Origin of the sequence: Tessaracoccus oleiagri (genome assembly GCF_900103275.1) — a bacterium.
Taxonomy (GTDB): domain Bacteria; phylum Actinomycetota; class Actinomycetes; order Propionibacteriales; family Propionibacteriaceae; genus Arachnia; species Arachnia oleiagri.
Map to the genome: position 1 here is coordinate 493,272 of NZ_FNGP01000003.1, position 24,529 is coordinate 517,800.

At 70.3% G+C, this 24,529-nt stretch carries 23 protein-coding genes and 1 pseudogene; 20 read left to right on the top strand and 4 right to left on the bottom strand.

Annotation, left to right across the window (positions count from 1 at the left end; genetic code table 11):
• Nucleotides 1–75 precede the first annotated feature (75 nt).
• From BLR46_RS10265 to BLR46_RS10295, 7 genes are all read left to right on the top strand, one after another.
• Nucleotides 76–1,188 carry a D-alanine--D-alanine ligase family protein gene (locus BLR46_RS10265; RefSeq protein WP_093251690.1) on the top strand — a complete coding sequence of 371 codons (1,113 nt, stop codon included), beginning with the start codon at nucleotides 76–78 and terminating at the stop codon, nucleotides 1,186–1,188.
• Entirely contained in the window at nucleotides 1,185–2,105 is a 921-nt protein-coding gene (locus BLR46_RS10270; RefSeq protein ID WP_093251692.1) for a thiamine-phosphate kinase, read from the top strand. Before BLR46_RS10265 ends, BLR46_RS10270 begins: the two co-directional genes overlap by 4 nt.
• A 60-nt stretch (nucleotides 2,106–2,165) precedes the next feature.
• Nucleotides 2,166–4,655: an FtsK/SpoIIIE family DNA translocase gene (locus tag BLR46_RS10275; RefSeq protein ID WP_093251924.1), complete on the top strand. Its 2,490-nt coding sequence runs from the start codon at nucleotides 2,166–2,168 to the stop codon at nucleotides 4,653–4,655.
• Between the two features lie 12 nt (nucleotides 4,656–4,667).
• Nucleotides 4,668–6,050, top strand: a complete 1,383-nt coding sequence (rimO, locus tag BLR46_RS10280; protein ID WP_093251695.1) for a 30S ribosomal protein S12 methylthiotransferase RimO — start codon at nucleotides 4,668–4,670, stop codon at nucleotides 6,048–6,050.
• The gene (gene pgsA / locus BLR46_RS10285; protein ID WP_093251697.1) at nucleotides 6,047–6,655 is read left to right on the top strand and encodes a CDP-diacylglycerol--glycerol-3-phosphate 3-phosphatidyltransferase; all 609 of its coding nucleotides are present in this window, start codon (nucleotides 6,047–6,049) and stop codon (nucleotides 6,653–6,655) included. The genes rimO and pgsA overlap by 4 nt, the downstream gene beginning before the upstream one ends.
• Before the next feature lie 16 nt (nucleotides 6,656–6,671).
• Nucleotides 6,672–7,166, top strand: a complete 495-nt coding sequence (locus BLR46_RS10290; RefSeq protein ID WP_093251700.1) for a CinA family protein — start codon at nucleotides 6,672–6,674, stop codon at nucleotides 7,164–7,166.
• Nucleotides 7,167–7,230: 64 nt separating this feature from the next.
• On the top strand, nucleotides 7,231–7,503 hold the full coding sequence (locus BLR46_RS10295; RefSeq protein WP_093251701.1) for a helix-turn-helix domain-containing protein: 273 nt from the start codon (nucleotides 7,231–7,233) through the stop codon (nucleotides 7,501–7,503).
• On the opposite strand, the gene BLR46_RS10300 is transcribed toward BLR46_RS10295, so the two are convergent.
• A complete protein-coding gene (locus tag BLR46_RS10300; RefSeq protein ID WP_093251704.1) occupies nucleotides 7,500–8,252 on the bottom strand; it encodes a DeoR family transcriptional regulator in 753 nt (250 codons plus the stop codon). The genes BLR46_RS10295 and BLR46_RS10300 overlap by 4 nt on opposite strands.
• A 59-nt stretch (nucleotides 8,253–8,311) precedes the next feature.
• On the opposite strand from BLR46_RS10300, the gene BLR46_RS10305 reads away from it, so the two are divergent.
• From BLR46_RS10305 to rny, 4 genes are all read left to right on the top strand, one after another.
• Nucleotides 8,312–8,506, top strand: coding sequence for a DUF3046 domain-containing protein (locus BLR46_RS10305; RefSeq protein WP_093251706.1), 195 nt, complete (start codon nucleotides 8,312–8,314; stop codon nucleotides 8,504–8,506).
• Nucleotides 8,507–8,656: 150 nt separating this feature from the next.
• Nucleotides 8,657–9,700 (top strand): recombinase RecA, encoded by a 1,044-nt coding sequence (gene recA, locus BLR46_RS10310; protein WP_093251708.1) that lies wholly within the window; start codon nucleotides 8,657–8,659, stop codon nucleotides 9,698–9,700.
• Nucleotides 9,684–10,154 carry a regulatory protein RecX gene (locus BLR46_RS10315; RefSeq protein WP_218118426.1) on the top strand — a complete coding sequence of 157 codons (471 nt, stop codon included), beginning with the start codon at nucleotides 9,684–9,686 and terminating at the stop codon, nucleotides 10,152–10,154. Before recA ends, BLR46_RS10315 begins: the two co-directional genes overlap by 17 nt.
• 27 nt (nucleotides 10,155–10,181) lie before the next feature.
• A complete protein-coding gene (gene rny / locus BLR46_RS10320; protein ID WP_093251710.1) occupies nucleotides 10,182–11,540 on the top strand; it encodes a ribonuclease Y in 1,359 nt (452 codons plus the stop codon).
• A 9-nt stretch (nucleotides 11,541–11,549) separates the two neighbouring features.
• On the opposite strand, the gene BLR46_RS10325 is transcribed toward rny, so the two are convergent.
• Nucleotides 11,550–11,990 (bottom strand): hypothetical protein, encoded by a 441-nt coding sequence (locus tag BLR46_RS10325; protein WP_093251713.1) that lies wholly within the window; start codon nucleotides 11,988–11,990, stop codon nucleotides 11,550–11,552.
• 68 nt (nucleotides 11,991–12,058) lie between these two features.
• Entirely contained in the window at nucleotides 12,059–12,937 is an 879-nt protein-coding gene (locus BLR46_RS10330) for an aldose 1-epimerase family protein (protein ID WP_093251715.1), read from the bottom strand.
• Nucleotides 12,938–12,989: 52 nt separating this feature from the next.
• Here BLR46_RS10330 and miaB point away from each other — a divergent pair, with 52 nt between their 5' ends.
• From miaB to pntB, 7 genes and pseudogenes are all read left to right on the top strand, one after another.
• Nucleotides 12,990–14,444, top strand: a complete 1,455-nt coding sequence (gene miaB / locus BLR46_RS10335; RefSeq protein ID WP_093251718.1) for a tRNA (N6-isopentenyl adenosine(37)-C2)-methylthiotransferase MiaB — start codon at nucleotides 12,990–12,992, stop codon at nucleotides 14,442–14,444.
• A 3-nt stretch (nucleotides 14,445–14,447) separates the two neighbouring features.
• Nucleotides 14,448–15,314, top strand: a pseudogene (miaA, locus tag BLR46_RS15285) (tRNA (adenosine(37)-N6)-dimethylallyltransferase MiaA); the annotation flags it as partial.
• A 72-nt stretch (nucleotides 15,315–15,386) separates the two neighbouring features.
• Nucleotides 15,387–16,199, top strand: a complete 813-nt coding sequence (gene dapF / locus BLR46_RS15290) for a diaminopimelate epimerase (RefSeq protein ID WP_218118439.1) — start codon at nucleotides 15,387–15,389, stop codon at nucleotides 16,197–16,199.
• A gap of 64 nt (nucleotides 16,200–16,263) precedes the next feature.
• Nucleotides 16,264–17,655, top strand: a complete 1,392-nt coding sequence (gene hflX, locus BLR46_RS10345) for a GTPase HflX (RefSeq protein ID WP_093251722.1) — start codon at nucleotides 16,264–16,266, stop codon at nucleotides 17,653–17,655.
• The gene (locus tag BLR46_RS10350) at nucleotides 17,648–19,597 is read left to right on the top strand and encodes an ATP-dependent DNA helicase (protein ID WP_093251723.1); all 1,950 of its coding nucleotides are present in this window, start codon (nucleotides 17,648–17,650) and stop codon (nucleotides 19,595–19,597) included. Before hflX ends, BLR46_RS10350 begins: the two co-directional genes overlap by 8 nt.
• 51 nt (nucleotides 19,598–19,648) lie before the next feature.
• Nucleotides 19,649–21,172: a Re/Si-specific NAD(P)(+) transhydrogenase subunit alpha gene (locus tag BLR46_RS10355; RefSeq protein WP_093251726.1), complete on the top strand. Its 1,524-nt coding sequence runs from the start codon at nucleotides 19,649–19,651 to the stop codon at nucleotides 21,170–21,172.
• A gap of 4 nt (nucleotides 21,173–21,176) precedes the next feature.
• The gene (gene pntB, locus BLR46_RS10360) at nucleotides 21,177–22,598 is read left to right on the top strand and encodes a Re/Si-specific NAD(P)(+) transhydrogenase subunit beta (RefSeq protein ID WP_093251730.1); all 1,422 of its coding nucleotides are present in this window, start codon (nucleotides 21,177–21,179) and stop codon (nucleotides 22,596–22,598) included.
• Between the two features lie 3 nt (nucleotides 22,599–22,601).
• Here the strand turns inward: pntB and lexA are convergent, their stop codons facing one another.
• Nucleotides 22,602–23,321, bottom strand: a complete 720-nt coding sequence (gene lexA, locus BLR46_RS10365; protein WP_093251735.1) for a transcriptional repressor LexA — start codon at nucleotides 23,319–23,321, stop codon at nucleotides 22,602–22,604.
• Nucleotides 23,322–23,517: 196 nt separating this feature from the next.
• Between lexA and BLR46_RS10370 the strand changes: the two genes are divergently transcribed.
• Nucleotides 23,518–23,844: a hypothetical protein gene (locus BLR46_RS10370; RefSeq protein ID WP_093251737.1), complete on the top strand. Its 327-nt coding sequence runs from the start codon at nucleotides 23,518–23,520 to the stop codon at nucleotides 23,842–23,844.
• A 160-nt stretch (nucleotides 23,845–24,004) separates the two neighbouring features.
• A complete protein-coding gene (nrdR, locus tag BLR46_RS10375; protein ID WP_093251741.1) occupies nucleotides 24,005–24,523 on the top strand; it encodes a transcriptional regulator NrdR in 519 nt (172 codons plus the stop codon).
• The last annotated feature ends 6 nt before the right edge of the window (nucleotides 24,524–24,529 follow it).

The window sequence follows — 24,529 nt, forward strand, 5'->3', positions numbered from 1 at the left end:
TACAACCAAATGGTTGTACGTCGTCAACCCCCGGCGTCCCAGTAGGATGTCGCAGACCCGAAACTAGGAGGCCCGATGTCACATCGCACCAAAGTTGCACTCGTCTTCGGCGGGGTGTCCCCGGAACACGGGATCTCCTGCCTGACGGCGGCCAGCGTGCTCGGTGCGATCGACCAGGAGCGCTACGAGGTGGTGGGCGTGGGGATCGCGAAGTCGGGGCGGTGGACGCAGGTGCCGCTCGAGACGATCGCCGCCTACCGCATCGTCAACGGGGTCGCGCCCGAGGTCGCCGAGCCGCAGGACGACGCGGTCTTCATGGTCACAGAGGACGGCGCCGAGGTTGCCACCCGCAACGGGGAGGAGCTCCTCGACATCCGCGGCGTCGACGCGGCCTTCGCGCTCCTGCACGGCCCCTTCGGCGAGGACGGCACCATCCAGGGCATGTTCGAGATGATGGGCATCCGCTACGTCGGCTGCGGTGTCACCTCCAGCGCGGTGGGAATGGACAAGCACTACATGCGCGTCGCGTTCGAGGCCGCGGGGCTCCCCGTCGGCCCGTACGTCGTCGCCACCGACCGCCGCTGGCGGCACTTCCGCGACGAGGTGCTCGCCGAGGTGGGCGCGCTGCAGTTCCCCGTGTTCGTGAAGCCGGCCCGGGGCGGTTCGTCGATCGGGATCAGCCGCGTCACGGAGCCCGGCGAAGTCGCCGCCGCGATCGAGAAGGCCCGCGAGTACGACCCCAAGGTCGTCATCGAGCAGGGTGTGCGCGGCCGCGAGCTCGAGTGCGCGGTGCTCGGCAACCCGGACATCCCCGACGGCTGCGAGGCCTCGCCGCTGGGGGAGGTGCGCGTCCTCGCCGACGACGGGTTCTACGACTACGAGACCAAGTACTTCGACGAGTCCGGCGCGGCGCTCGACATCCCGGCCGTCGTCGATGACGAGGTGGCCGCCCGCATCCGGGCGCTGGCGAAGCGCGCCTACCACGCCCTCGACTGCGAGGGCCTGGCCCGCGCCGACTTCTTCCTCACCGACGACGGCGACGTGTTCATCAACGAAATCAACACGATGCCGGGCTTCACCGAGATCTCCATGTTCCCGCAGCTGTGGCAGTCCACCGGCATGACCTACCCGGAGCTCGTCGGCCGCCTCGTCGACATGGCCGTCGCCCGCCCGCTGGGGCTCCGGTGACCGGCGAGTTCGAACTCATCCGGGAGATCACGGCGGACCTCCCGACGGGCCCCGGCGTCGTGCTCGGAGTCGGGGACGACGCGGCCGCGCTCCGGTTCGCCGGCGACGCCGTCGTGAGCACCGACCTCATGGTCGAGAACGTCCACTTCAAGCGGGTCTGGAGCAGCGCCCGCGACATCGGCCGCAAGGCCGTGGCCATCAACGTCTCAGACATCGAGTCGATGGGCGCGACGCCGACCGCGGTCGTCGTGGCGCTCGCCGTCCCCAAGGACACCGACCCGCGGTGGATCCGAGAGCTCTCCGACGGCGTCCGCGAGGAGTGCGAGCGGGCGGGGGTCTCGCTGGTGGGCGGCGACATGTCGCGCTCCGCGACCGTCACCGTCTGCGTCACCGCCCTCGGCGACCTCGGCGACCGCCCGCCCGTCACCCGCAGCGGCGCGAGGCCGGGCGACGTGGTGGCGGTCACCGGCCGGCTCGGCTGGGCCGGCGCCGGGCTCGCGGCCCTGAGCCGCGGCTTCCGCTCACCCAAGGACGTCGTCGCGGAGGCCCAGTGCCCGACCGTGCCGTACGGCGAGGGCGTCGTCGCCAACGACGCCGGCGCCACCGCGATGATGGACGTGTCCGACGGGCTGGTGCAGGACCTCGGCCACATCGCCCGCGCATCGGGCGTCGCCGTCGAGTTGGACAGCTCCCGGCTGGAGGTGGCAGAGCCGATGGAACGCGTCGGCGCCGCCACGGGCAAGGACCCGGTGGGGTTCGTGCTGGGCGGGGGAGAGGACCACGCGCTGGTCGCCACGTTCCCCAGCGCGGCGGACGTGCCGGCTGGCTGGCGTGTCGTCGGCGCGGTCAGCGAGGGCGAGGGCGTCACCGTCGACGGCGAGGTGCCGGAGTTCACGGGCTGGGACCACTTCGCCTGACCCGGGCCGCGCGCGGGTCGCTGCACGGCGGACGGGCCCGCGATCGGTAGCATGGCCGACATGGCGTCCCGCGTAACTTCCCCCTCGCGGAACACCGGCACCAAGGCACGCGCCAAGAGCGCACCTGCCAGTCGTTCCTCGACCCGCAAATCCACCTCGACCCGCCAGTCGAGCGCCCGATCGACCCGCAAGCCCCCCGCCAAGCAGGGGCCGGGCGTCGGCATGGCCATCCTCCGCGGCATCGGCAAGGTCTTCTCCGGGCTGGCCGCCGGCGTGGGGTGGGTGGCCCGCTCGATCGGCGGCTCCGCCAAGGACGTCGACCCCAGGCTCCGGCGGGACGGCTGGGGCCTCCTGCTGTTCGCGCTCGCGATCGTCTCGATGGGCGGGGTGTGGTTCCAGCTGCCCGGCGTGTCCCACTGGCTGAGCATCGCGCTCACCACCGTGTTCGGCTCGCTGGCGGTCGCGGTGCCCGCCGTGCTCCTCTACGGCGCCTGGCGGGTGCTGCGCCATCCCCGCGACGTGGAGCGCGCCCCCCGCACCGGGCTCGGCTGGATGCTCCTGCTGTTCGGCGTCCTGGGCCTGCTCAACATCGCCAAGGGCCTGCCCAGGCCCGACGACATGGACGCGCTGCGACTCGCCGGCGGCATGATCGGCTACCTGTCCTCGAGCCTGCTCGTGGACCTCATGACGGCCTACGTCGCCGTCCCGCTGCTCGTGATCGTCGCGGTGTTCGGCGCACTCGTGGTCATCGGCCGCCCGCTGCACGAGATCGTCGACGGGGTACGGCAGGCCTTCTCCACGCTGGTCGAGCGGCCCGAGGGCTACGAGCCGCCGGAGCCGAAGAAGAAGCTGAAGTTCGGCGTCGACAAGCCCTACGACACGCCGCTCATCGAGGACTCCGTCGAGGACCCCGAGGTCCTGGACGAGCCGCTCGAGGAGGACGCGGCTCCGCCGCGGCCGGTGCCCGCGGGCCGGAAGCTGCCCGAACCGATCGTCGAGGACCTGGAGATCCAGGAGCCCGAGCGGCCGGCCCCCGTGGGGGCCGTCGCGCCGCCGCGCGGTGAGCAACTCATGCTCAGCGGCGACATCGTCTACCAGCTGCCCGAACCGCAGGTGCTCGCCCCGGGCTCGAAGCCGAAGGCACGGACGGAGGCGAGCGACCGCGTCGTCCGCCAGTTGGCCGTGGTGCTCGAGGAGTTCGAGATCGACGCCAAGGTCACCGGCTACACCCGGGGCCCGACGGTCACGCGCTACGAGGTGGAGCTGGGCTCGGCGGTCAAGGTGTCGAAGGTCACCGGCCTCCAGGACAACATCGCCTACGCGGTGGGGTCGAACGAGATCCGCATGCTCACCCCCATCCCGGGGAAGTCGGCCATCGGCATCGAGATCCCGAACGTCGACAAGGAAGTGGTCTCGCTCGGCGACGTGCTCCGCTCCGCGAAGGCGCAGTCGGACCACCACCCGCTCACCGTGGGGCTCGGCAAGAACGTCGACGGCGGCTTCGTCGTCGCGAACATGGCGAAGATGCCGCACCTGCTCGTGGCCGGCGCCACCGGCTCCGGCAAGTCGAGCTTCATCAACTCGCTGATCACTTCCATCATGATGCGCGCCACCCCGGACGAGGTGCGGCTCATCCTCGTCGACCCCAAGCGCGTCGAACTCAACCAGTACGAGGGCATCCCCCACCTCATCACCCCGATCATCACCAACCCGAAGAAGGCGTCCGAGGCGCTCGCGTGGGTGGTCCGGGAGATGGACATGCGCTACGACGACCTCGCGGCCTTCGGGTTCCGGCACGTCGACGACTTCAACAAGGCGGTGCGGGCCGGCCAGGTCAAGCTGCCGGAGGGCTCCCAGCGCGTCCTCGCGCCGTACCCGTACCTGCTCGTGGTGGTCGACGAGCTCGCGGACCTCATGATGGTGGCCGCCCGCGACGTCGAGGACTCCGTGGTGCGCATCACCCAGCTCGCGCGCGCTGCCGGGATCCACCTCGTGCTCGCGACGCAGCGGCCCTCGACCGACGTCGTCACCGGCCTCATCAAGGCCAACGTGCCGTCCAGGCTCGCGTTCGCGACCTCGTCGATGACCGACTCGCGCGTCATCCTCGACCAGCCGGGCGCGGAGAAGCTCGTCGGCAAGGGCGACGGTCTGTTCCTGCCGATGGGCGCCTCGAAACCGATCCGTGTGCAGGGCGCCTGGGTGAACGAGTCCGAGGTGCGCGAGGTCGTCCAGCACGTCACCGCGCAGCTCCAGCCCAACTACCGCGACGACGTGACGGTCGCCGGTGGGGGCGAGAAGAAGGTCGTCGACGACATCGGCGACGACATGGAGCTCGTGCTCGACGCCTGCCGCCTCGTGGTGGAACTGCAGCTCGGCTCGACGTCGATGCTGCAGCGCAAGCTGCGTGTCGGCTTCGCGAAGGCCGGCCGGCTGATGGACATCCTCGAGTCGCGCGGCGTCGTCGGCCCCTCGGAGGGTTCGAAGGCCCGCGAGGTCCTCGTGAAGCCCGATGATCTCGACGAGGTGCTCGCCAACTTGGCGCAGGGCTAGGCTGAGCCCACCATGACACTTCGCTCCGTACACATCGCGTCGCTCGGGTGCGCGCGCAACGACGTCGACTCCGAGGAACTGGCCGCGCGGCTCGAGGCCGGGGGATTCCGCCTGGTCGACGATGCCGCCGCGGCCGAGACCGTGGTCGTCAACACGTGCGGGTTCGTCGAGCAGGCGAAGAAGGACTCCATCGACACCCTCCTGGCCGCCGCCGACCTGAAGGCCGGCGGCACCGTGAAGTCGGTCGTGGCGGTCGGATGCATGGCCGAGCGCTACGGCGTCGAGCTGGCCCGTGAGCTGCCCGAGGCCGACGCGGTGCTCGGCTTCGACGCGTACCGCGACATCGCCTCCCGCCTGACGGGCATCCTCGACGGCGTGCAGCACACGTCCCACGTCCCCAGGGACCGACGGACGTTGCTGCCCATCGCCCCGGCCGAACGGACGCGCGCCGCGAGTGACGTCGCGGTGCCCGGCCACGACTGGCTCGCGCAGCGGCGGCGGCTCACCGACGCGCCCTGGTCCAGCCTCAAGATCGCCTCCGGCTGCGACAGGCGCTGCGCCTTCTGCGCGATCCCGTCGTTCCGCGGCTCGTACCTCTCCCGCCCCTCCGACGAGGTGGTCGCCGAGGCCCGCTGGCTCGCCGACCAGGGGGTGCGCGAGCTCTTCCTCGTCTCGGAGAACACCTCCTCCTACGGCAAGGACCGGGGCGTCGACGAGCGGCTCGAGACCCTCCTGCCGAAGCTGGCGGCCGTGGACGGCATCGAGTGGATCCGCGTCAGCTACCTGCAGCCGGCGGAGGTGCGGCCTTCGATGCTGCACGCCCTCCTGAACACCGAAAAGGTCGTGCCGTACTTCGACCTCAGCTTCCAGCACGCCTCCAAGGACGTGCTGCGGCGGATGCGCCGCTTCGGCGACCCGGAGAACTTCCTGGGACTCATCGGCCGGATCCGCGAACAGGCGCCCACGGCGGGCATCCGCAGCAACGTCATCGCCGGCTTCCCCGGCGAGACCGAGGCCGACGTGGAGATCCTTCGCCAGTTCATCGTCGACGCCTCCCTCGACGTGCTGGGCGTGTTCGGCTACTCCGACGAGGAGGGGACCGAGGGCGCGACCCTGGACGGGCACGTCGACCCGAGCGAGGTCGAGGCGCGCCGCGCGATGCTGGCGGACCTGTCGCTGGAGGTGTCGGAGGCGCGGGCCGCCGACCGCATCGGCGAGGATCTGGAGGTCCTCGTCGAGGGCCTCGAGGGCGGGCTCGCGACGGGCAGGGCCGCCCACCAGGGCCCTGAGACCGACGGCAGCGTCACCCTCGACGGCGAGTTCCCGGTGGGCAGCTTCGTCCGCGCGCTCGCGGTCGACGCGGAGGGCATTGATCTGATCGCGGAGGCGGCATGAGCGAGAAACCCAGCAACTGGAACGTCCCGAACGTCCTCACCGTCATCCGGATCGTCCTAGTCCCGGTCATGGTGGTCGTGCTCTTCCTCGACCCGCGGGACCCGACGATGCGGTGGGCCGCCGCGATCATCTTCGCGGTCGCCATGGTGACGGACTTCGTCGACGGCAAGGTCGCCCGCAAGTACAACCTCGTCACCGACTTCGGGAAACTCTGGGACCCGATCGCCGACAAGGCGCTCACCGGCGCCGCCTTCATCTCGCTCAGCATCCTGCAGACGCCGTCCGGGCCCGAGCTGCCCTGGTTCTTCACCGTCATCATCCTCGTGCGGGAATGGGGGATCACCTGGCTGCGCGACTGGCTGAAGAAGCGCGGGACCATCATGGCCGCGAACGCCGGCGGCAAGGCGAAGACCGCCACGCAGGCGGTGGCGCTGTTCCTGTTCCTGCTCTACCTGCCCAGCCTCCCCGGCTGGCTGCAGGTGGTCGCCTGGGTGCTGATGTGGGGGGCGCTGATCCTCACCGTCGTCACCGGATTCGAGTACATTCGGGAGGCGAGGCGCGCCGTCAAGAAGGGCGCGTCCCCTCGTCGGGCCATGACCGACTGAGCAGGAGGAGACGCGGATGACCGACACGGCCGTCAGGCTCGTCAAGGAGTTCACCAGGCGATCCGTCACGCTCGCCGTCTGCGAGTCGATCACCGGCGGCGCGATCGGCGCCGCCATCACCAGCGTGCCCGGCGCCTCGGCGGTCTTCCGCGGCGGGCTCATCACCTACGCCCGCGACCTGAAGAGCAGCCTGGCGAAGGTCGATCCCAAGCTGATCGCCGACGAGGGCGTCGTCAACGAACTGACCGCCTTCCAGATGGCCCGCGGCGCCCGCCTGGCCTGCCATGCGGACTGGGCCGTCGCCACCACGGGCGTCGCCGGCCCGACGACCACCGATGGGGCCGAGGTCGGCACGGTATGGTTCGCAGTGGTCGGGCCCAGCATGGGCATGAGCAACCCTCCGGTCTACACCGAGCGGCGACAGTTCGAGGGCGATCGCCAGGCGATCCGGGAACAGGCGGTGGAGCACGCCCTGGCGATGTTGCTGCGAGTTTCCGGCCTCGGGGAATAGTTCCGCCCGTTCGCTCGTTGTTACGTGCGACGCGGGCGACCGTCCCGCGAGTTTGGTGGTAGCCATGAAGGGCATTCTGATCCGTCAGGTGGTGGGTGAGGTCCTGCGCGAGATGCGTGCCGACGCCGGCATGACGCTGCGTCAGGTCTCCATGGCATCCATGGTGTCGCTCGGCTACCTCTCGGAGATCGAACGCGGCCACAAGGAGGCCTCCAGCGAGGTCCTCAACTCGATCGTGGGTGCGCTCGGGTCCACGCTCAGCGAGTTGCTCGGCGCCGTGACGATCAAGGTCGCCTCGCAGGAGATCAGCCGCGCCGAGATCGGCATCGCCGCCTAACCGGTACCCGCGACCAGCACCTCGACCCCCGTCCCGCGCAGCTCGGCGAGCGCCCGGGCGGGGGCGCGGTCGTCGGTCACGAGGATGTCGACGTCCTTCAGGTCCACCAGCTTCGCCAGCGTCACCGTCCCGAGCTTGCTCGAGTCGACGGCCGCTATCACTCGGTCCGCGCGCTCGATCATGAGCTGGTTCGTGCGGGCCTCCGTCTCGTCATGGGTCGTGAGCCCGCCCTCCACGCTGCAACCGTCGGCGCCCACGACGGCGGTGCCCACGTTGACGAGCTTCATCGTCGCCTCCGCAAGGGGGCCGACGAGCTCCAGCGAGTTGCGCCGCAGCACCCCTCCGGCGATGAGGACACGGCTCTGGCCCATCTCCGCGGCGGCCAGCCCGATGCTGAGCGAGTTCGTGATGATGGTGAGGTCGTGGCGCGACCCAAGCGCGCGCAGCACCGCGGCCGTGGTGCTGCCGCCGGTCAGCGCCAACGCGTGGCGTCCCTGCGGGATCAGCGTCGCGACCAGTTCCGCGATCGCCCGCTTCGCCTCATGGTGCTGGCCGTCCCGGAGCCGGATCGGCAGCTCCGAGCCGCCGCTCAGGGGTCGCACACCGCCGTGGGTCCGCTCCAGCAGCCCCTGTTCCGCCAGTTGGGCGACGTCCCGCCGGATCGTGGCGGCGGACGCCTCCAGCGTGCGGGCGAGATATGCGAGGGTCAGCGGCCCGCGCTCCCGCAGGAGTTCGAGCAACGCCATCATCCGATCGGAGCGTTTCTTCGAGGGGGCAGCGGGCATGGGACGAAATATAGTGGAGCATCGTGCGTGAGGTTGAGCTGTGGCAGCGGATGGAAGACGTCCTGGGGGCGGGGTACGCCCGGGTGTGGGCGGAGAACACCGTGCTTGCCGAGCTCGGGTCCCGAACGGTGGTGCAGGCGATCGCCGCCGGAATCCCCAGCAAACGCATCTGGCTCGCCGTCTGGGGGCAGCTGGAGCTGCCGCCGAAACTCCGCTAGGCGTGTCGCTACACAATCGAACGAATGTTTCGTAAGCTGAACGCGGTTGTCCACAACACGACTGTTTCGTGCAAGTTTGTCGGAGCTCGTTGACACAGTGTGGATGGAACTAGTCCGGCCGTACGCGGTCACGAGGTAGAAGGAACGTTCATGGCAGTTGCAGACCGCGGCAAGGCGCTCGAGGCGGCGCTCGCGCAGATCGAGAAGGCCCACGGCAAGGGCTCCATCATGAAGCTCGGCGAGGACTCGCGCGTGCCGATCGACGTCATCCCGACGGGATCGGTGGCGCTCGACGTCGCGCTCGGGATCGGCGGCCTCCCGCGGGGCCGCGTCGTCGAGATCTACGGGCCGGAGTCCAGCGGCAAGACCACGGTTGCCCTCCACGCCATCGCCAACGCGCAGCGCGACGGGGGCATCTGCGCCTTCATCGACGCGGAGCACGCACTCGACCCCGATTATGCGCAGCGGCTCGGCGTCAACACCGACGAGCTGCTCGTCAGCCAGCCGGACAACGGCGAGCAGGCGCTCGAGATCGCCGACACCCTGATCCGCTCCGGCGCGCTCGCGCTCGTCGTCATCGACTCGGTGGCCGCGCTGACGCCCCGGGCCGAGATCGAGGGCGAGATGGGTGACTCCCACGTGGGCCTGCAGGCCCGACTGATGAGCCAGGCGCTCCGGAAGATGACGGGCGCGCTGAAGAACGCCAACACGACCGCCATCTTCATCAACCAGCTCCGCGAGAAGATCGGCGTGATGTTCGGCAACCCCGAGACCACCACGGGTGGCCGCGCGCTGAAGTTCTACTCGTCTGTGCGCCTCGACGTGCGACGCATCGAGACCCTGAAGGACGGCACCGAGATGGTCGGCAACCGTACCCGGGTGAAGGTCGTCAAGAACAAGGTCGCCCCGCCCTTCAAGCAGGCCGAGTTCGACATCATCTACGGCGAGGGCATCTCCCGCGAGGGCTCGCTCATCGACATGGGCGTGGACGCCGGCGTCATCCGCAAGGCGGGCGCGTGGTTCACCTACGAATCCGACCAGCTGGGACAGGGCAAGGAGAACGCCCGCAACTTCCTGAAGAACAACCCGGAGGTCGCCCAGGAGATCGAGCGTCGCATCCGCCTGCACCTCGGCATCGACAAGTCCGACGTGCCGGAGGGTGTCGACCCGGAGACGGGTGAGGTCGATTTCTGACCTTGAGTTCGCGCGCAAGATCGCACTCGACCTCCTGAGCGCCCGCCCGCGCTCGGAGGCCGAGTTGCGCGCCGCCCTGGCCAAGCGCAACGTGCCCGCGGAGGTGATCGACGAACTCTGCCGGCGATTCAACGAGGTCGGGCTGCTGGACGATGCGGCATTCGCCGCGACACTGACGACGAGCAGGTCCCAGTTCTCGGGGCGCGGGAAGATGCGCATCCGCCAAGAGTTGCGCCAGAAGGGCATCGACCCGGAGACCGCGGAGGAGGCGCTGGCCGAGGTCTCCGTGGACGACGAGCTCGATGCCGCCCGGGCGGTGGCCGCCAAGCGGGCTCGTTCCCTGGAGGGACTCGAACGACCGGTCGCCCAGCGTCGCCTGGCCGGCGTGCTGGCCCGGCGCGGGTTCTCGCCAGGCGTCGTGATGCAGGTCGTCCAGGAGACGCTGATAAGTTAGGGCGTCCGAGGGCAAGAGGAGGCGGGCATGGACTGGGTCGGTTGGATTCTGGCGCTGGTGCTCGCCGGGGCAGTCGTGTTCCTGCTGCTGCGCCGCCGCGACTCGCGCGCGGCCCTCGACGCCGAGACCTCCCGGCTGCGCCAGCACGAGGACCGCCTCCTGACCGACAGCGAGGGGCTCCAGGCCCGAGCGGAGAAGCTCGACGCGCAGCGCTCCGAGCTGAAGCGCAAGCAGGCCTCCATCCAGGCCGAACTGGAGCGCGTCGCAGGGCTCACGCGCGAGCAGGCGCGGGCGGAGATCATCGAGGAGGCCGAGCGCACCGCGAAGCTGCAGGCCGCGCAGCTCGCTCGCGAGATCGAGCAGCGGGCGCGACGGGACGCGGAACGCGAGGCCCGCAACATCATCGTCGGCGCGATCCAGCGCATCGCGGCCGAGCAGACCAGCGAATCCGTGGTGACCGTCGTCCAGCTGCCCAGCGATGACATGAAGGGTCGCATCATCGGGCGCGAGGGCCGCAACATCCGGGCCTTCGAGCAGATCAGCGGCGCCAACCTCCTCATCGACGAAACCCCGGAGACGGTGCTGATCAGCTGCTTCGACCCCGTGCGACGGGAGACGGCGCGCATCGCGCTCGAAGAGCTGGTCGCCGACGGGCGCATCCATCCGCAGCGCATCGAGGAGGTCTACGCCAAGGCCGAGCGGACCATCGACGAGGAGATCCGGCACGCCGCCGAGGACGCCCTGACCGAGGTCGGCATCGTCGACCTGCACCCGAACCTCGTGCCCACGCTGGGCTCGCTGGCGTACCGCACCTCCTACGGGCAGAACGTCCTGAAGCACCTCGTGGAGAGCGCTCGCATCGCCGGCCTCATGGCCGCCGAGCTGGGCCTGGACGTCGCCACCTGCAAGCGGGCCGCCTTCCTGCACGACATCGGCAAGGCCCTGAGCCATGAGAACGAGGGGCCGCACGCGCTCGTCGGCGCCGACCTGCTGCGCAAGCACGGCGAGCACGAGGACATCGTCCACGCCGTGGAGGCGCACCACAACGAGGTCGAGCCACGCACCGTCGAGGCCGTGCTCACCCAGGCCGCGGACGCGATCTCCGGCGCCCGCCCCGGCGCCCGGCGTGAGTCGCTGGAGGCGTACATCGAGCGCATGCAGTCGCTCGAGAAGATCGCCCTGCGCCGCGACGGGGTCGCCCGGGCCTTCGCCATGCAGGCGGGCCGCGAGGTCCGGGTCATGGTGGAGCCCGAGAAGATCGACGACGCGGGGGCCCAGGTGCTCGCCCGCGAGATCGCCAAGGAGATCGAGGCCACGCTCACGTTCCCGGGACAGATCCGCATCACGGTGGTGCGGGAGTCGCGCGCCACCGCCACCGCGCACTGAGCATCGCGTTCAGTCGCCCTGGTCGAAGCCGACGACCCGCGCCGCGACCTCCCCGGACCTACCGAGCACCGTGCGCACCAGCACGCCTTCCCCGGTCAGTCGTACCTCGTCGAGCACCACTCGGGTCCCCCTCGCCATCGCGAGGGCGAGCCGTGTGCACGCCGTGGCCTGCTCCGGTCGCGCGAGGACGGACACCCCGTCGGCCAGCCTGACCCGCACCACACCCTTGACCGGCCCCGCCTCGAGTGCGGTGATGGGGACGCGACGGGAGGCGCTCAGCATGAGCCGGTGCAGCAGGAGTTGGTCGACCGCGCCGCGGAGCTCGCGGTCGATCGAGGTCCAGGTGGATTCGAGCTCGCTGTCGAAGCCGGAATCGTCCGCCGGAGCCCCCAGCGGGTCCGGTCGGGAGAACGCCGCCCGCAGCATCGCCAGCGGTTGGAAGCGCGCCATGGGTCCAGTATCCGTCGGCGGCTCGCCGTAGAGAAGATCAGCGGGCCCAGAATGTTCGCCCGCGGGCCTCAGGAAAGGCGGACGCCCCACGTGCCGGACGCCGACTCGCCGGGCTCGAGCCGGAGGAGGCCGTCGTGCGTCGGGCCGTCGTTGAACGCATCGGGTCCGCAGGTCATCGGCTCGATCGCGAGGGCGCCACGTTCCGGTCGCGTGTAGAGCTGCACCCAGCCGAACGCCTCGTCGGCCCACACGGTGACGGCATGATCCGGCCCCTCCGCCCGCACCTGCCACGGTCCGAGCGGCTCAGTGAAGGCGGTGTCGAACGACAACTCTCCGATCGCGCGGGCCTCGCGGAAGTCGAACGACGGGTCGAGGTCGGCGATCTCCACCGGTAGCAGGCGGTCGTCGACGCGGAGTTGCCGGGCGAACGGGAGCGACAGGACCACCCGGCCGACGTCGGGGAACTGGAAGAGCGGGTGGGCGCCGTAGCCGAACGGCAGCGGTGAGTCGCCCGCGTTGGTCGCGGTGAAGGACACCCGGAGCCCCTCGTCGTCCAGCGCGAACGTCTGCTCGACGCGCAGCGTCCCCGTCCACCCCACCTGCGGGTACACCACCGCGGAGAGGGTGAGTGCCTCGTCGGAGCGGCGGGTGAGCCGCCACGGCACGTCGAACAGGAGGCCGTGGATGGCGGTCCGGAAGCCCGGTTCGTTGACCGGGAGGTGGTGGGTCACGCCGTCGAAGCGGTAGGCGCCGTCGCGGACCCGGTTCGGCCACGGGGCGAGGGTGGCGCCGGCGAAGCCGCGCGGGCGCTCGTCGGCCCCGTAGGTCCACAGCACCTCGCGGCCGTGGTGGCTGAGGCTGCGCAACGTCGCGCCCACCTCCGTGACGACCGCGGTCAGCGCTCCGTGCGAGATGTCGTACTGGGTGCCGGTCGGCAGGATCATCATGGCTCACACCCTAGTGGCGGTCCTACCACCCCGGGGTTAAAGTTGGCCCGTCATGACTACGCGCAGCTACCACGTCATCACCTACGGGTGCCAGATGAACGTCCACGACTCAGAGCGCATCAGCGGGCTCCTCGAGGAGGCCGGGATGGTGCGGGCGGCCGGCGAGGGCCCCTCGGCCGGCGCCGACGTCGTGGTGTTCAACACCTGCGCCGTCCGGGAGAACGCCGACAACCGCCTCTACGGCAACCTCGGCCACATGGCGCGCGTGAAGGAGTCGCATCCCGGCATGCAGATCGCGGTCGGCGGCTGCATGGCCCAGAAGGACCGCGACCTCATCGTCAAGAAGGCCCCCTGGGTCGACGTCGTCTTCGGCACCCACAACGTGGGCGCCCTGCCGGTCCTGCTGGAGCGGGCCCGTGTGGAGGACGCCGCGCAGGTGGAGATCAAGGAAGCGCTCGAGACGTTCCCGTCGAACCTGCCCTCGCGGCGCGAGTCGCCGTACTCCGGGTGGGTCTCCATCTCGGTCGGCTGCAACAACACGTGCACCTTCTGCATCGTGCCCGCGCTGCGCGGCAAGGAGACCGACCGGCGGCCCGGCGACATCCTCGCCGAGATCCGCATGCTGGTCGACCAGGGCGTCCAGGAGATCACCCTCCTCGGCCAGAACGTCAACGCCTACGGGGTCGAGTTCGGCGACCGCCAGGCGTTCGCGAAGCTGCTCCGCGCCTGCGGCCAGATCGACGGCCTCGAGCGCGTGCGGTTCACGTCACCGCACCCGAAGGACTTCACCGACGACGTCATCGCCGCCATGGCCGAGACGCCCAACGTCATGCCGAACCTGCACATGCCGCTCCAGTCCGGCTCGGACGCCATCCTGAAGTCCATGCGCCGCTCGTACCGCAGCGAGAAGTTCCTCGGCATCCTGTCGCGCGTCCGCGACGCCATGCCGGAGGCCGCGATCACCACCGACATCATCGTCGGCTTCCCCGGTGAGACCGAGGCGGACTTCCAGGAGACCATGCGCGTCGTCGAGGCCTCCCGGTTCTCGGCCGCGTTCACGTTCCAGTACTCCATCCGCCCCGGCACGCCGGCCGCCACGATGCCCGGCCAGGTGCCCAAGCCCGTCGTGCAGGACCGCTACGAGCGACTGGTCCGGCTCGTCGACGACATCGCCTGGCAGGAGAACCGCCGGTTCGAGGGCCAGGAGGTCGAGGTCATGTTCGCCGTCGGCGAGGGCCGCAAGGACCAGTCCACCAACCGCATGAGCGGCCGCGCGCGGGACAACCGGCTGGTGCACGTCGCCGTCGGTGACGACCCCGCCGAGCTGCCGAGGCCGGGCGACGTCGCGACGGCGACCATCACGTACGCCGCGCCGCACCACCTCAACTCGGACCGTCCGCTCCGGAACCTGCGCCGGACCCGCGGCGGAGACGCCTGGGAGCTGGGGACGAGCGAACCGAAGCCGGTCGGCGTCGGCCTCGGGATGCCGACCATGCGCGTCGGCTGAACCATGCGCGTGGAGCCCGTGATCGTCCTGGTGGGGCCGACGGCCAGCGGCAAGTCCTCGCTCGCGGTCGACCTCGCCCTCGAGCTCGGGCGCCGCGGCCGGCCGGCAGAGATCGTCAACGCCGACTCGATGCTGGTCTACCGCGGCATGGACATCGGCACGGCCAAGCCCACGCCGACGGAGCGGCGCGGCGTGCGGCACCACCTCGTCGACATCATGGACGTCACTGAGTCCGCCTCCGTGGCGGAGTTCCAGGCGATGGCCCGGGCGGCGATCGCCGACATCCGCGCCAGGGGAGCGGTGCCGATCGTCGTGGGCGGCTCGGCGCTGTACACCCGCGCCGTCGTCGACGTCTTCGAGTTCCCGGGCGCCGACGCCGACGTCCGGGCCCGGTGGGAGGCGGAACTCGAGAGGGTGGGCGCCCACGCGCTGCACCGTCGCCTGCAGGAGATGGCCCCCGCTTCGGCGGCGAAGATCGAAGCGGGCAACGGGCGGCGCATCGTCCGCGCGCTCGAGATCGCCGAGCTCACCGGCGGCCACGAGCCCGACCTGCCCGAATGGAGCTACGCCCTCGACGACGTCCGCCAGTACGGGCTGAGTCTCGACCGCCACGTGCTCGACCGTCGCATCGACGAGCGCGTCGACGCCATGTGGCGGCAGGGCCTCGTCGACGAGGTGCGCGGGCTCCTTGCCCAAGGGCTGCGGGAGGGCCGCACGGCGGTGAGGGCGATCGGCTACCGGCAGGTCGTGGCGATGCTCGACGGCGAGTGCACCGAGGAGGAGGCAAAGGAGGCCACGAAGCGGGCCACGCGACGGTTCTTCCGCAAGCAGCTCGGCTGGTACCGGCGGGACTCCCGGATCCAGTGGCTGGCCGCTGGCGACCCCTCGAACGTCGAGCGGATCGCCGGGGACGTAGACTCGGGCGAAGAGCGGAGGAGCGGCATGGGGCGGACACGATTCCACAAGGGACACGGGACGAGGAACGACTTCATCCTCGTGAGCGACCCCGAGGGCCTCAAGCCCCTGACCCCCGAGTTCGTCCGGCGCATCGCGGACCGTCGTGGCGGGATCGGCGCCGACGGCGTCATCCGCGCCGTCAGGTCCGGGGCGGTGGGCGACTGGGACGGCGACCCCAACATCTGGTTCATGGACTACCACAACGCCGACGGGTCGGTCGCGGAGATGTGCGGCAACGGGCTGCGTGTGTTCGCCCGCTACCTCCTGCAGCAGCAGCTCGTCGACACCCTCGAGTTCGACGTGGCGACCCGCGCGGGGGTGAAGCACGTCGAGGCGCACAACCACACGATCTCGGCGCAGATCGGTCGCGCGATGGTCGCCGGCGACAGCGTCCGGGTGGACGCCGGGGGCCGGGCCTGGGACGCCACGCCGGTCGACGTCGGCAACCCGCACGCGGTGGCCTTCGTGGCATCGGAAGAACTACCGGCGCTGGACCTGCAGCACGCCCCCGTGTGGGAGCCGGCCGAGCGCTTCCCCGAGGGTGTCAATCTGGAGTTCGCGGTGGTCGAGGGGCCCGACCGGCTGGCGATGCGGGTCTACGAGCGTGGGGTCGGGGAGACGCAGAGCTGTGGGACCGGGGTGGTGGCGGTCGCCGCCGCCTATCGGGCGCAGCACCCGGGCGAGGGCCCGGTGGCGGTGCGGGTCCCCGGCGGCGACCTCCGCGTCGACTTCCGTCCCGAGGGCGCGGTGCTCACCGGGCCCGCGGAGATCGTCGGCGACGGGCAGTTCTGGTACTGAGTTCTCCACAGGCCGACGACCGGTGCTTGGCCGTCGCCCCACGGGCTGGAACAATGGCCCAATCATGACTTCAGACACCCCAGACCTCGCCGACTACGACGGCGACCAGGACGAGCTCGCCGACCGCCACGCGCTGCGGCGCGTCGCGGGCCTGTCCACCGAGCTCCAGGACATCAGTGAGGTGGAGTACCGCCAGCTCCGGCTGGAGCGCGTGGTGCTCGTCAGCGTGTGGACGTCCGGTTCCCAGGTGGACGCGGACAACGCCATGGCGGAGCTCAAGCTGCTCAGCGAGACCGCGGGCTCCCAGGTGCTGGCCGCGCTGGTCCAGCGCCGCTCGACGGTGGACCCCGCCACGTACATCGGCAGCGGCAAGGTCGCCGAGGTCAAGGAGGTGGTCGAGTCCACCGGCGCCGACACCGTCATCTGTGACGGTGAGCTCGAGGCGGCGCAGCTGCGCAACCTGGAGGATCGCATCGGGGTCAAGGTCATCGACCGCACGGGCCTCATCCTCGACATCTTCGCCCAGCACGCCAAGTCCGCGGAGGGCAAGGCGCAGGTGGAGATGGCGCAGCTGCAGTACCTCCGGCAGCGGCTCCGCGGCTGGGGTGGCAACCTCTCCCGCCAGGCCGGCGGCCGGGCGGCCGGCGGCGCGGGAATCGGCGGCCGCGGCCCCGGTGAGACGAAGATCGAGACCGACCGCCGCCGCATCGGCACCCGTATCGCCCAGTTGCGGCGGAAGCTGCGGGACATGGAGGTCACCCGTGAGGCGAAGCGCGCCGAGCGCCGCCGCCACGAGGTGCCGAGCGTGGCGATCGTCGGGTACACGAACGCCGGCAAGTCGTCGCTCCTCAACCGGCTCACCGGCGCCGGAGTCCTGGTGGAGAACGCGCTCTTCGCCACCCTCGACCCCACGACGAGGCGATCCGAGACCAGCGACGGCCGCGTCTTCACCCTCACCGACACGGTCGGGTTCGTCCGCCACCTGCCCCACGACCTGGTCGAGGCGTTCCGGTCGACCCTCGAGGAGTCCGTCGAGGCGGACCTGCTGCTGCACGTCGTCGACGCCTCCGACCCCGACCCGCAGGGGCAGATCGACGCGGTGCGCACCGTGCTGGGCGAGATCGGTGCCGCGGACGTGCCGGAGCTCATGGTGCTGAACAAGGCGGACGTCGCGGACTCCACCATGCTGATGGCGCTGCGCGCCAACTACCCGGAAGCCGTCGTCGTCTCGGCGCGCACCGGGCGCGGCATCGACGCGCTCCTCCAGCGGATCGACGAGCGGCTGCCCCGTCCCGAGGTGCCGATCGACGTCGTCATCCCCTACGAGCGCGGCGACCTCGTCGACCGCGTCCACAAGGAGGCGCTGATCGGCGAGCTGGAGCACACCGAGCACGGCACCCACGTGGTGGGCCGCGTCCGCCCGGACCTCGCCGACGAGCTCGCCCGGTATGTCTGACACGCGCGCGATCCTCGCCGCTGCGGTGGGGTCGCTCGGCGGTGAGGCGCGCCCCGGCCAGGAGGCGATGGCCGACGCGATCGAGTCATCGCTCGAGTCGGGGGAGCACCTGCTCGTCCAGGCGGGCACCGGCACCGGCAAGTCGCTGGGTTACCTGGTCCCCGCCATGGCGCGGGCGCTCGACAAGGGGGAGCGGATCGTCGTGGCCACGGCCACCCTCGCCCTGCAGGCGCAGCTGGCCACCAAGGACATCCCCACCGCACTGGCCGCGGTCGAGGAGGTGACCGGCCGAGCCCCCAAGGCGGCCGTGCTCAAGGGGCGCACGAACTACGCCTGCCTGCACCGCGCGCGCGGGGGCGTGGATCCGGAGCAGGCGGCACTGCTCGGCTCCGAGGCGCTCGCCGCCACCGCTCGGAGCGCCGACGAGACCACCCAGCTGGGCGCAGAGGTCCTCGCCCTGCGGGAATGGGTCGAGGAGGAGGTCGAGCGCGGGGGACTGGCCGACCGGGACGACGCGCCCGCGCACACCGCCCGCGCCTGGGGGCAGGTCTCGATCCCCACCCGCGAGTGCCTCGGCTCGAGCTGCCGGTTCTTCGCCGAGTGCCGCGTGGAGCTCTCGCGCGAGGCGGCACGCCAGGCCGACATCGTCGTCACCAACCACGCGCTGCTCGCCATCAACGCCATGCACGGCGGCACCGCGCTGCCGGAGCACGACGCGGTCATCATCGACGAGGCGCACGAGCTCGTGTCGCGCATCACCAACGCCGCGACGGACGAGCTCACCCCGTCGCTGATCGACCGCACGGCCCGGCGGGTCCTCGATTGGGTGAACGACGACCTCGGGGCCGATTTCCTCGACACGGCCGACCAGTTCCGGGAGGCGCTCGCGGAGTCCGAGGTCGGCCGGGTGGACAACTCCAGCGCCCCGATCGTCTACGCCGCGGCCACGGTGCGGGACGTCGCGCGCAAGGTCGTTTCGTCGCTGGGCAGCAACAAGGACGACGCGGAGCGCACCCAGGCGGCGGGTGCCGTGCGCGAGGTCTTCGACATCGCGGACCGGATCGCCCAGCTCGTCGACGCCGACGTGGTGTGGGTGAGCGAGTCGGAGCTGATGGGCCGGGCGGCCCACGTCGCACCGCTCAACGTAGCCGGACTTCTGCGCAACCAGGTCTTCGCGGAGACCACCACCATCCTCACCTCCGCCACCCTCTCGCTGGGCGGCAACTTCGACGCGGTGGCCCGGTCCGTGGGGCTACTGCCCTCGGAGCTGCCGTGGAAGGGCATCGATGTCGGCTCCCCGTTCGACTACCGCAGCCAGGGGATCATGTACCTGGCACGCGGCCTGCCCAGGCCGAGCCGCGAGGGGATGTCGCAGGAGGTCCGCGACCAGATCGCCGAGCTCGTCTGGGCGGCGGGCGGTCGCACCCTGGGGCTCTTCGCCTCCCGCCGATCCGCCGAGCAGGCCGCGGAGCACGTACGCAAGGCGTTGCCCGGCTCGACGATCCTCTGCCAGGGAGACGCACAGCTGCCGGAGCTGACCCGTCGCTTCATCGAGGACCCCGGCACGAGCCTGTTCGGCACCCTGTCGCTGTGGCAGGGCGTCGACGTGCCGGGCGACACGTGCCAGCTCGTCATCATCGAGAAGATCCCTTTCCCGAGGCCCGACGACCCGCTCATGCAGGCACGGGCCAAGGCGGTGGACGACGCGGGCGGCAACGGCTTCATGAGCGTGTCCGCCACGCACGCGGCGTTGCTGCTCGCGCAGGGCGCCGGAAGGCTCATCCGGAGGCACTCCGACCGCGGCGTCGTCGCTGTACTCGACACGCGGCTCTCGACGGCGCGCTACGGGTCATTCCTTCGCGCCTCGATGCCGGACTTCTGGGTCACGCACGACGTCGACGTCGCGGCCGAGGCGCTGCGGCGGCTGCGCGGCGCGCCCTGATTGACCGACCCCGGTGGAATGTTCAAGGACCGGTACGGATACCGTTTGCCTATGCAGATTGGAGTACCCAGGGAGATCGGGGACGCGCGCGTCGCGGCCACGCCGAAATCCGTTGAAGGCCTCCGCAGCCTCGGCTACGACGTCGTAGTCGAGTCCGGCGCGGGCCTGCAAGCATCCTTCGAAGATTCCGCCTACGAGGCCGCCGGCGCCGTGGTCGTCGCCGACGCCTGGGGCGCCGACATCTTGCTCGCCGTCAACGAGCCGTCCACTTCCCAGATCGCCCGCCTCCGGCCGGGCGCCACGCTCATCACGTTCCTCGCGCCACGCCAGAAGCCCGAGCTGACGAGGGAACTGGCCGAGCGCGGCGTCACCGCTATGAGCATGGACATGGTGCCGCGCACCTCCCGGGCCCAGTCGCTCGACGCGCTCAGCTCGCTGGCCAACATCTCCGGCTACCGCGCGGTCGTCGAGGCCGCCCACGCCTTCGGCCGGTTCTTCACCGGGCAGGTCACCGCCGCGGGCAAGGTCCCCCCGGCCAAGGTGCTCGTCGCCGGCACCGGCGTCGCGGGGCTCGCCGCCATCGGTGCCGCCAACTCCCTCGGCGCCATCGTCCGCGCCACCGACGTGCGGCCGGAGACGGCCGAACAGGTGGAGTCCATGGGCGCCAAGTTCCTGCACGTCGCCGCCGACCAGGGCGTGAGCTCCGACGGCTACGCCAAGGAGGCCAGCGCCGACTACGCCGCCAGGGCGGCCGAGCTCTACGCCGAGCAGGCCAAGGACGTAGACATCATCATCACCACGGCGGCCATCCCGGGCAAGCCTTCGCCGAAGCTCATCACCGCCGACATGGTGAACTCCATGAAGTCGGGCTCCGTGATCGTCGACCTCGCCGCACAGGGCGGCGGCAACTGCGAGCTCACCCGCCCGGGGGAGTCCTACGTCACCGACGGCGGCGTCACCATCATCGGTTACACCGACATGGCGTCCCGGCTGCCCGGGCAGGCGTCCCAGCTCTACGGCACCAACCTCGTCAACGCGCTGCAGCTGATGACGCCGGAGAAGGACGGGCAGCTCGTCGTCGACTTCGAGGACGAGGTCGTGCGCACCATGACCGTGGCCCACCGGGGCGAGGTGACCTTCCCGCCGCCCCCGATCCAGGTGTCCGCGGCGCCCGCCCCGGCCAAGGTCGACGTCGCCCCTCACCCCGAACCGGTGCAGAAGGCTCCCCGGCCCTGGTGGCACCAGGTTGCTGCGGTCGCCGCCACGTCGGTCGTGCTCATCGCGCTCCTGACCGTGGCGCCCAGCTCGTTCGTCGCGCTCTTCGGCGTGTTCGCGCTCGCCTGCATCGTCGGTTACTACGTCGTCTGGAACGTCACGCACGCCCTGCACACACCCCTGATGAGCGTCACGAACGCGATCTCCGGCATCATCATCGTCGGCGCGATGACGCAGCTGGCCCACGACGACTGGCTGGTCAAGGCGCTGGCGTTCGTCGCCGTCCTGATCGCCTCCATCAACGTCTTCGGTGGCTTCACGGTCACCTACCGCATGCTCAACATGTTCAGGAAGGCCTGAGGACATGTACCTGTCGAACTTCATCAACGCCACCTTCATCTTCGCCGGCATCATGTTCGTCCTCGCGCTCGCGGGGCTCAGCAAGCACGAGACCGCCAAGAAGGGCAACGTCTTCGGCATCCTCGGCATGGTCTTCGCCGTCGTCGCCACCAACTTCGCCATCGCCTACAGCGACGTGGTCGAGCACAACATCCAGATCAGTTCGGCGATCCTGCTGTACGTCGCGATCGCGATCGGTGCGAGCATCGGCATCTGGCGCGCGCGCAAGGTCGAGATGACCGGCATGCCGGAACTCATCGCGCTGTTGCACAGCTTCGTCGGCGCGGCGGCCGTCATCGTCGGGTTCAACGTCCACCTGATGAACCCGGGCTCCGACCTCCTCCACTCGATCGAGGTCTACCTGGGCATCCTGATCGGTGCGGTCACGTTCACCGGGTCGCTGGTCGCGTGGGCCAAGCTCAACGGCAAGATGGCCTCCAAGCCGCTCACCCTGCCCGGCCGGCATTGGCTGAACCTCGCCAACGTCGTCGTGATGGCGGGTCTGGGATGGTGGTACGTCGAGAGCCACTCGATGGTGCCGCTCGCGATCATGACGGTCCTGGCGCTGTGGCTGGGCTTCCACCTCGTGGCTGCCATCGGCGGCGCGGACATGCCGGTCGTGGTCTCGATGCTCAACTCGTACTCCGGATGGGCGGCCGCCGCGTCGGGCTTCATGCTCGACATGACGATCCTCATCATCACGGGTGCCCTCGTCGGCGCGTCCGGCGCCATCCTCTCCTACATCATGTGCCGCGCCATGAACCGTTCCTTCATCTCCGTGATCCTGGGCGGCTTCGGCGACAACGCGGTGGCCGACTCCGGGGAGATGGGGGAGTACCGCGAGGCAGGCGCCGCCGAGGTCGCCACCATGCTGGCCGACGCCGACCGGGTGATCATCGCCCCGGGCTACGGCATGGCCGTCGCGCAGGCGCAGTACCCCGTCGCCGAACTGACGGAGCGGCTGCAGGAGCGCGGCGTCGACGTGCGGTTCGCGATCCACCCGGTGGCAGGCCGGCTCCCCGGGCACATGAACGTGCTCCTCGCGGAGGCCAAGGTCCCCTACGACATCGTGTTCGAGATGGACGAGATCAACGCCGACTTCAAGGACACCGACGTGGTCCTCGTGATCGGGGCCAACGACACCGTCAACCCCGCGGCCAACGAACCCGGCTCGCCGATCTCCGGCATGCCGGTGCTCAAGGTCTGGGAGGCGCGCAACGTCGTCGTCTTCAAGCGCTCCATGAACGCGGGCTACGCCGGTGTGCAGAACCCGCTGTTCTTCCTGGACAACTCGGTGATGTACTTCGGTGACGCGAAGGCGTCGACGCAGGCACTGCTCGCCGAGCTGCCGGCGCCCAACCGGGTCCCCGAGGTGGCCCGGGCGTAACGCCTAGACCCGACGCATCACCGCGACGACCTTGCCCATGATCGTCGCGTGGGTGCCGTCGATGGGGCTGTAGCGCTCGTTGTGGGGCAGCAGCCACACCTGGCCGTCGCGGCGCCGGAACGTCTTCACGGTGGCCTCGTCGTCGAGCAGGGCGGCGACGATGTCACCGTTGACGGCGTCCGGCTGCCTCCGCACGACGACCCAGTCGCCCTCGCAGATGGCGGCGTCGATCATCGAATCGCCCTTGACCTCGAGCATGAAGAACTCGCCGTGTCCCACGAGCTGCGTGGGGAGCGCGAACATGTCCTCGACGTGTTGCTCGGCGAGGATCGGCCCGCCGGCGGCGATGCGTCCGACCAGCGGCGCGGTGACCGAGTTCGGGGCAGACCGCGGTTCCTCGACGTGGTGCTCCGGCTCCCCGGTGGCGGGGTCGACGACGACCAGCGCACGGGTGCGGTTCGGGTCCCGGCGGAGATACCCGGCCTTCTCAAGGGCCTTGAGCTGGTAGGTGACGCTCGACGGCGAGGCCAGGCCGGCCAGCTCGGCCATCTCCCGCACGCTCGGCGGGTAGCCCTGCCGTTCGATCGACTCGCGGATGATGTGCAGGAGCTTGTTGGCGCGCGGCGACAGGCCCGTGCGGCTCGTGTGGCTACCGAACTCAGCCGCGATGGCGGCGCGTGATGGGCGCCCGACCCGCCGGGGGCCTTCTTCCTTGGTGCTCATGCCTCAACCCTACATTCGTTCGAAACACATGTTCGAAAGAATCCGGGCGTGTCGCGCCCCCAAAAATTGTCGGACCCCTCCGATTGACTCTCCCTGTCCGGGCGAAACACCCATTCGAAAATGTGTTGCATTTGGGCGGCGGCTCGGGTTAGACTCTAATCGTACAAACGTACGGCATCGGTTGAGAGGGGTAGTCATGAGCACCAACGCGATGAATGCACTGGGCGGTACGACGCGGGCGCCGCGCCGCCGCCGTGGCGAGGCCGCCGGGCGCCCCGTGGTCGCCCACCCGCCGCGCGCGGGCCGTGGCATCGCCCGTGGTCGCGTCGAGTCGTGCGTCGTGCACCGGACGCCGGTCGTGCCCCGCGCAGGGCTGGTCCAGCGACTGAAGGTCGCTGTGCTGGGCGTCATCGCGGTCGCCGGGGCCGTGGTCGGGGTCACGGGTTACGCGGCAGCATTGGGTCCCGATCCGGTCGCCGACGCGGTTCAGGGCGAGGCCGCCTGGTCGCACGTCGAGAAGTAGTCGGAGACACGCCGACAGGGGTTGACCTGCCCCCCGGCAGTGCGTACGGTAATCCCTACATCTAGTAGTCACATCAGTGTCATTTCCCAATCCCTTGTGTTTGGGCATGGGGCGGGGTGTACTGGATGTAGGACGCTCCAACGTATGAGAGAGACACGCCGTGCACTGCCCATTCTGCCGCCATCCCGACACTCGTGTCGCGGACTCGCGCGCGGCCGATGACGGGGCGACGATCCGGCGCCGCCGGGTCTGCAGCGCGTGCGACCGCAAGTTCACCACGGTGGAGCAGGTCGTGCTGCATGTGGTGAAGCGCTGCGGCGTACTGGAGCCGTTCAGCAGGGACAAGATCATCAACGGCGTGACGAAGGCCTGTCAGGGTCGCCCGGTGACGGCGGACCAGGTGGCCGCACTCGGCCAGCAGGTCGAGGAGGCACTCCGCGCCTCGGGCAGCGCCGAGATCCCCGCGGAGGAGGTCGGCGTCGCGATCCTCGGCCCCTTGGCCGAGCTCGACCCCGTCGCCTACCTGCGGTTCGCGAGCGTCTACAAGAACTTCGAGTCCGTCGACGACTTCGCCAAGGAGATCGCCGACATGATGGACCAGGCGCCGGCCGTGCCGGAACCCGCCATCACCAGACGTGGCGCCGGCGCCACCCCCACCCAAGAACCACTAATCGGCTGAGAGCAA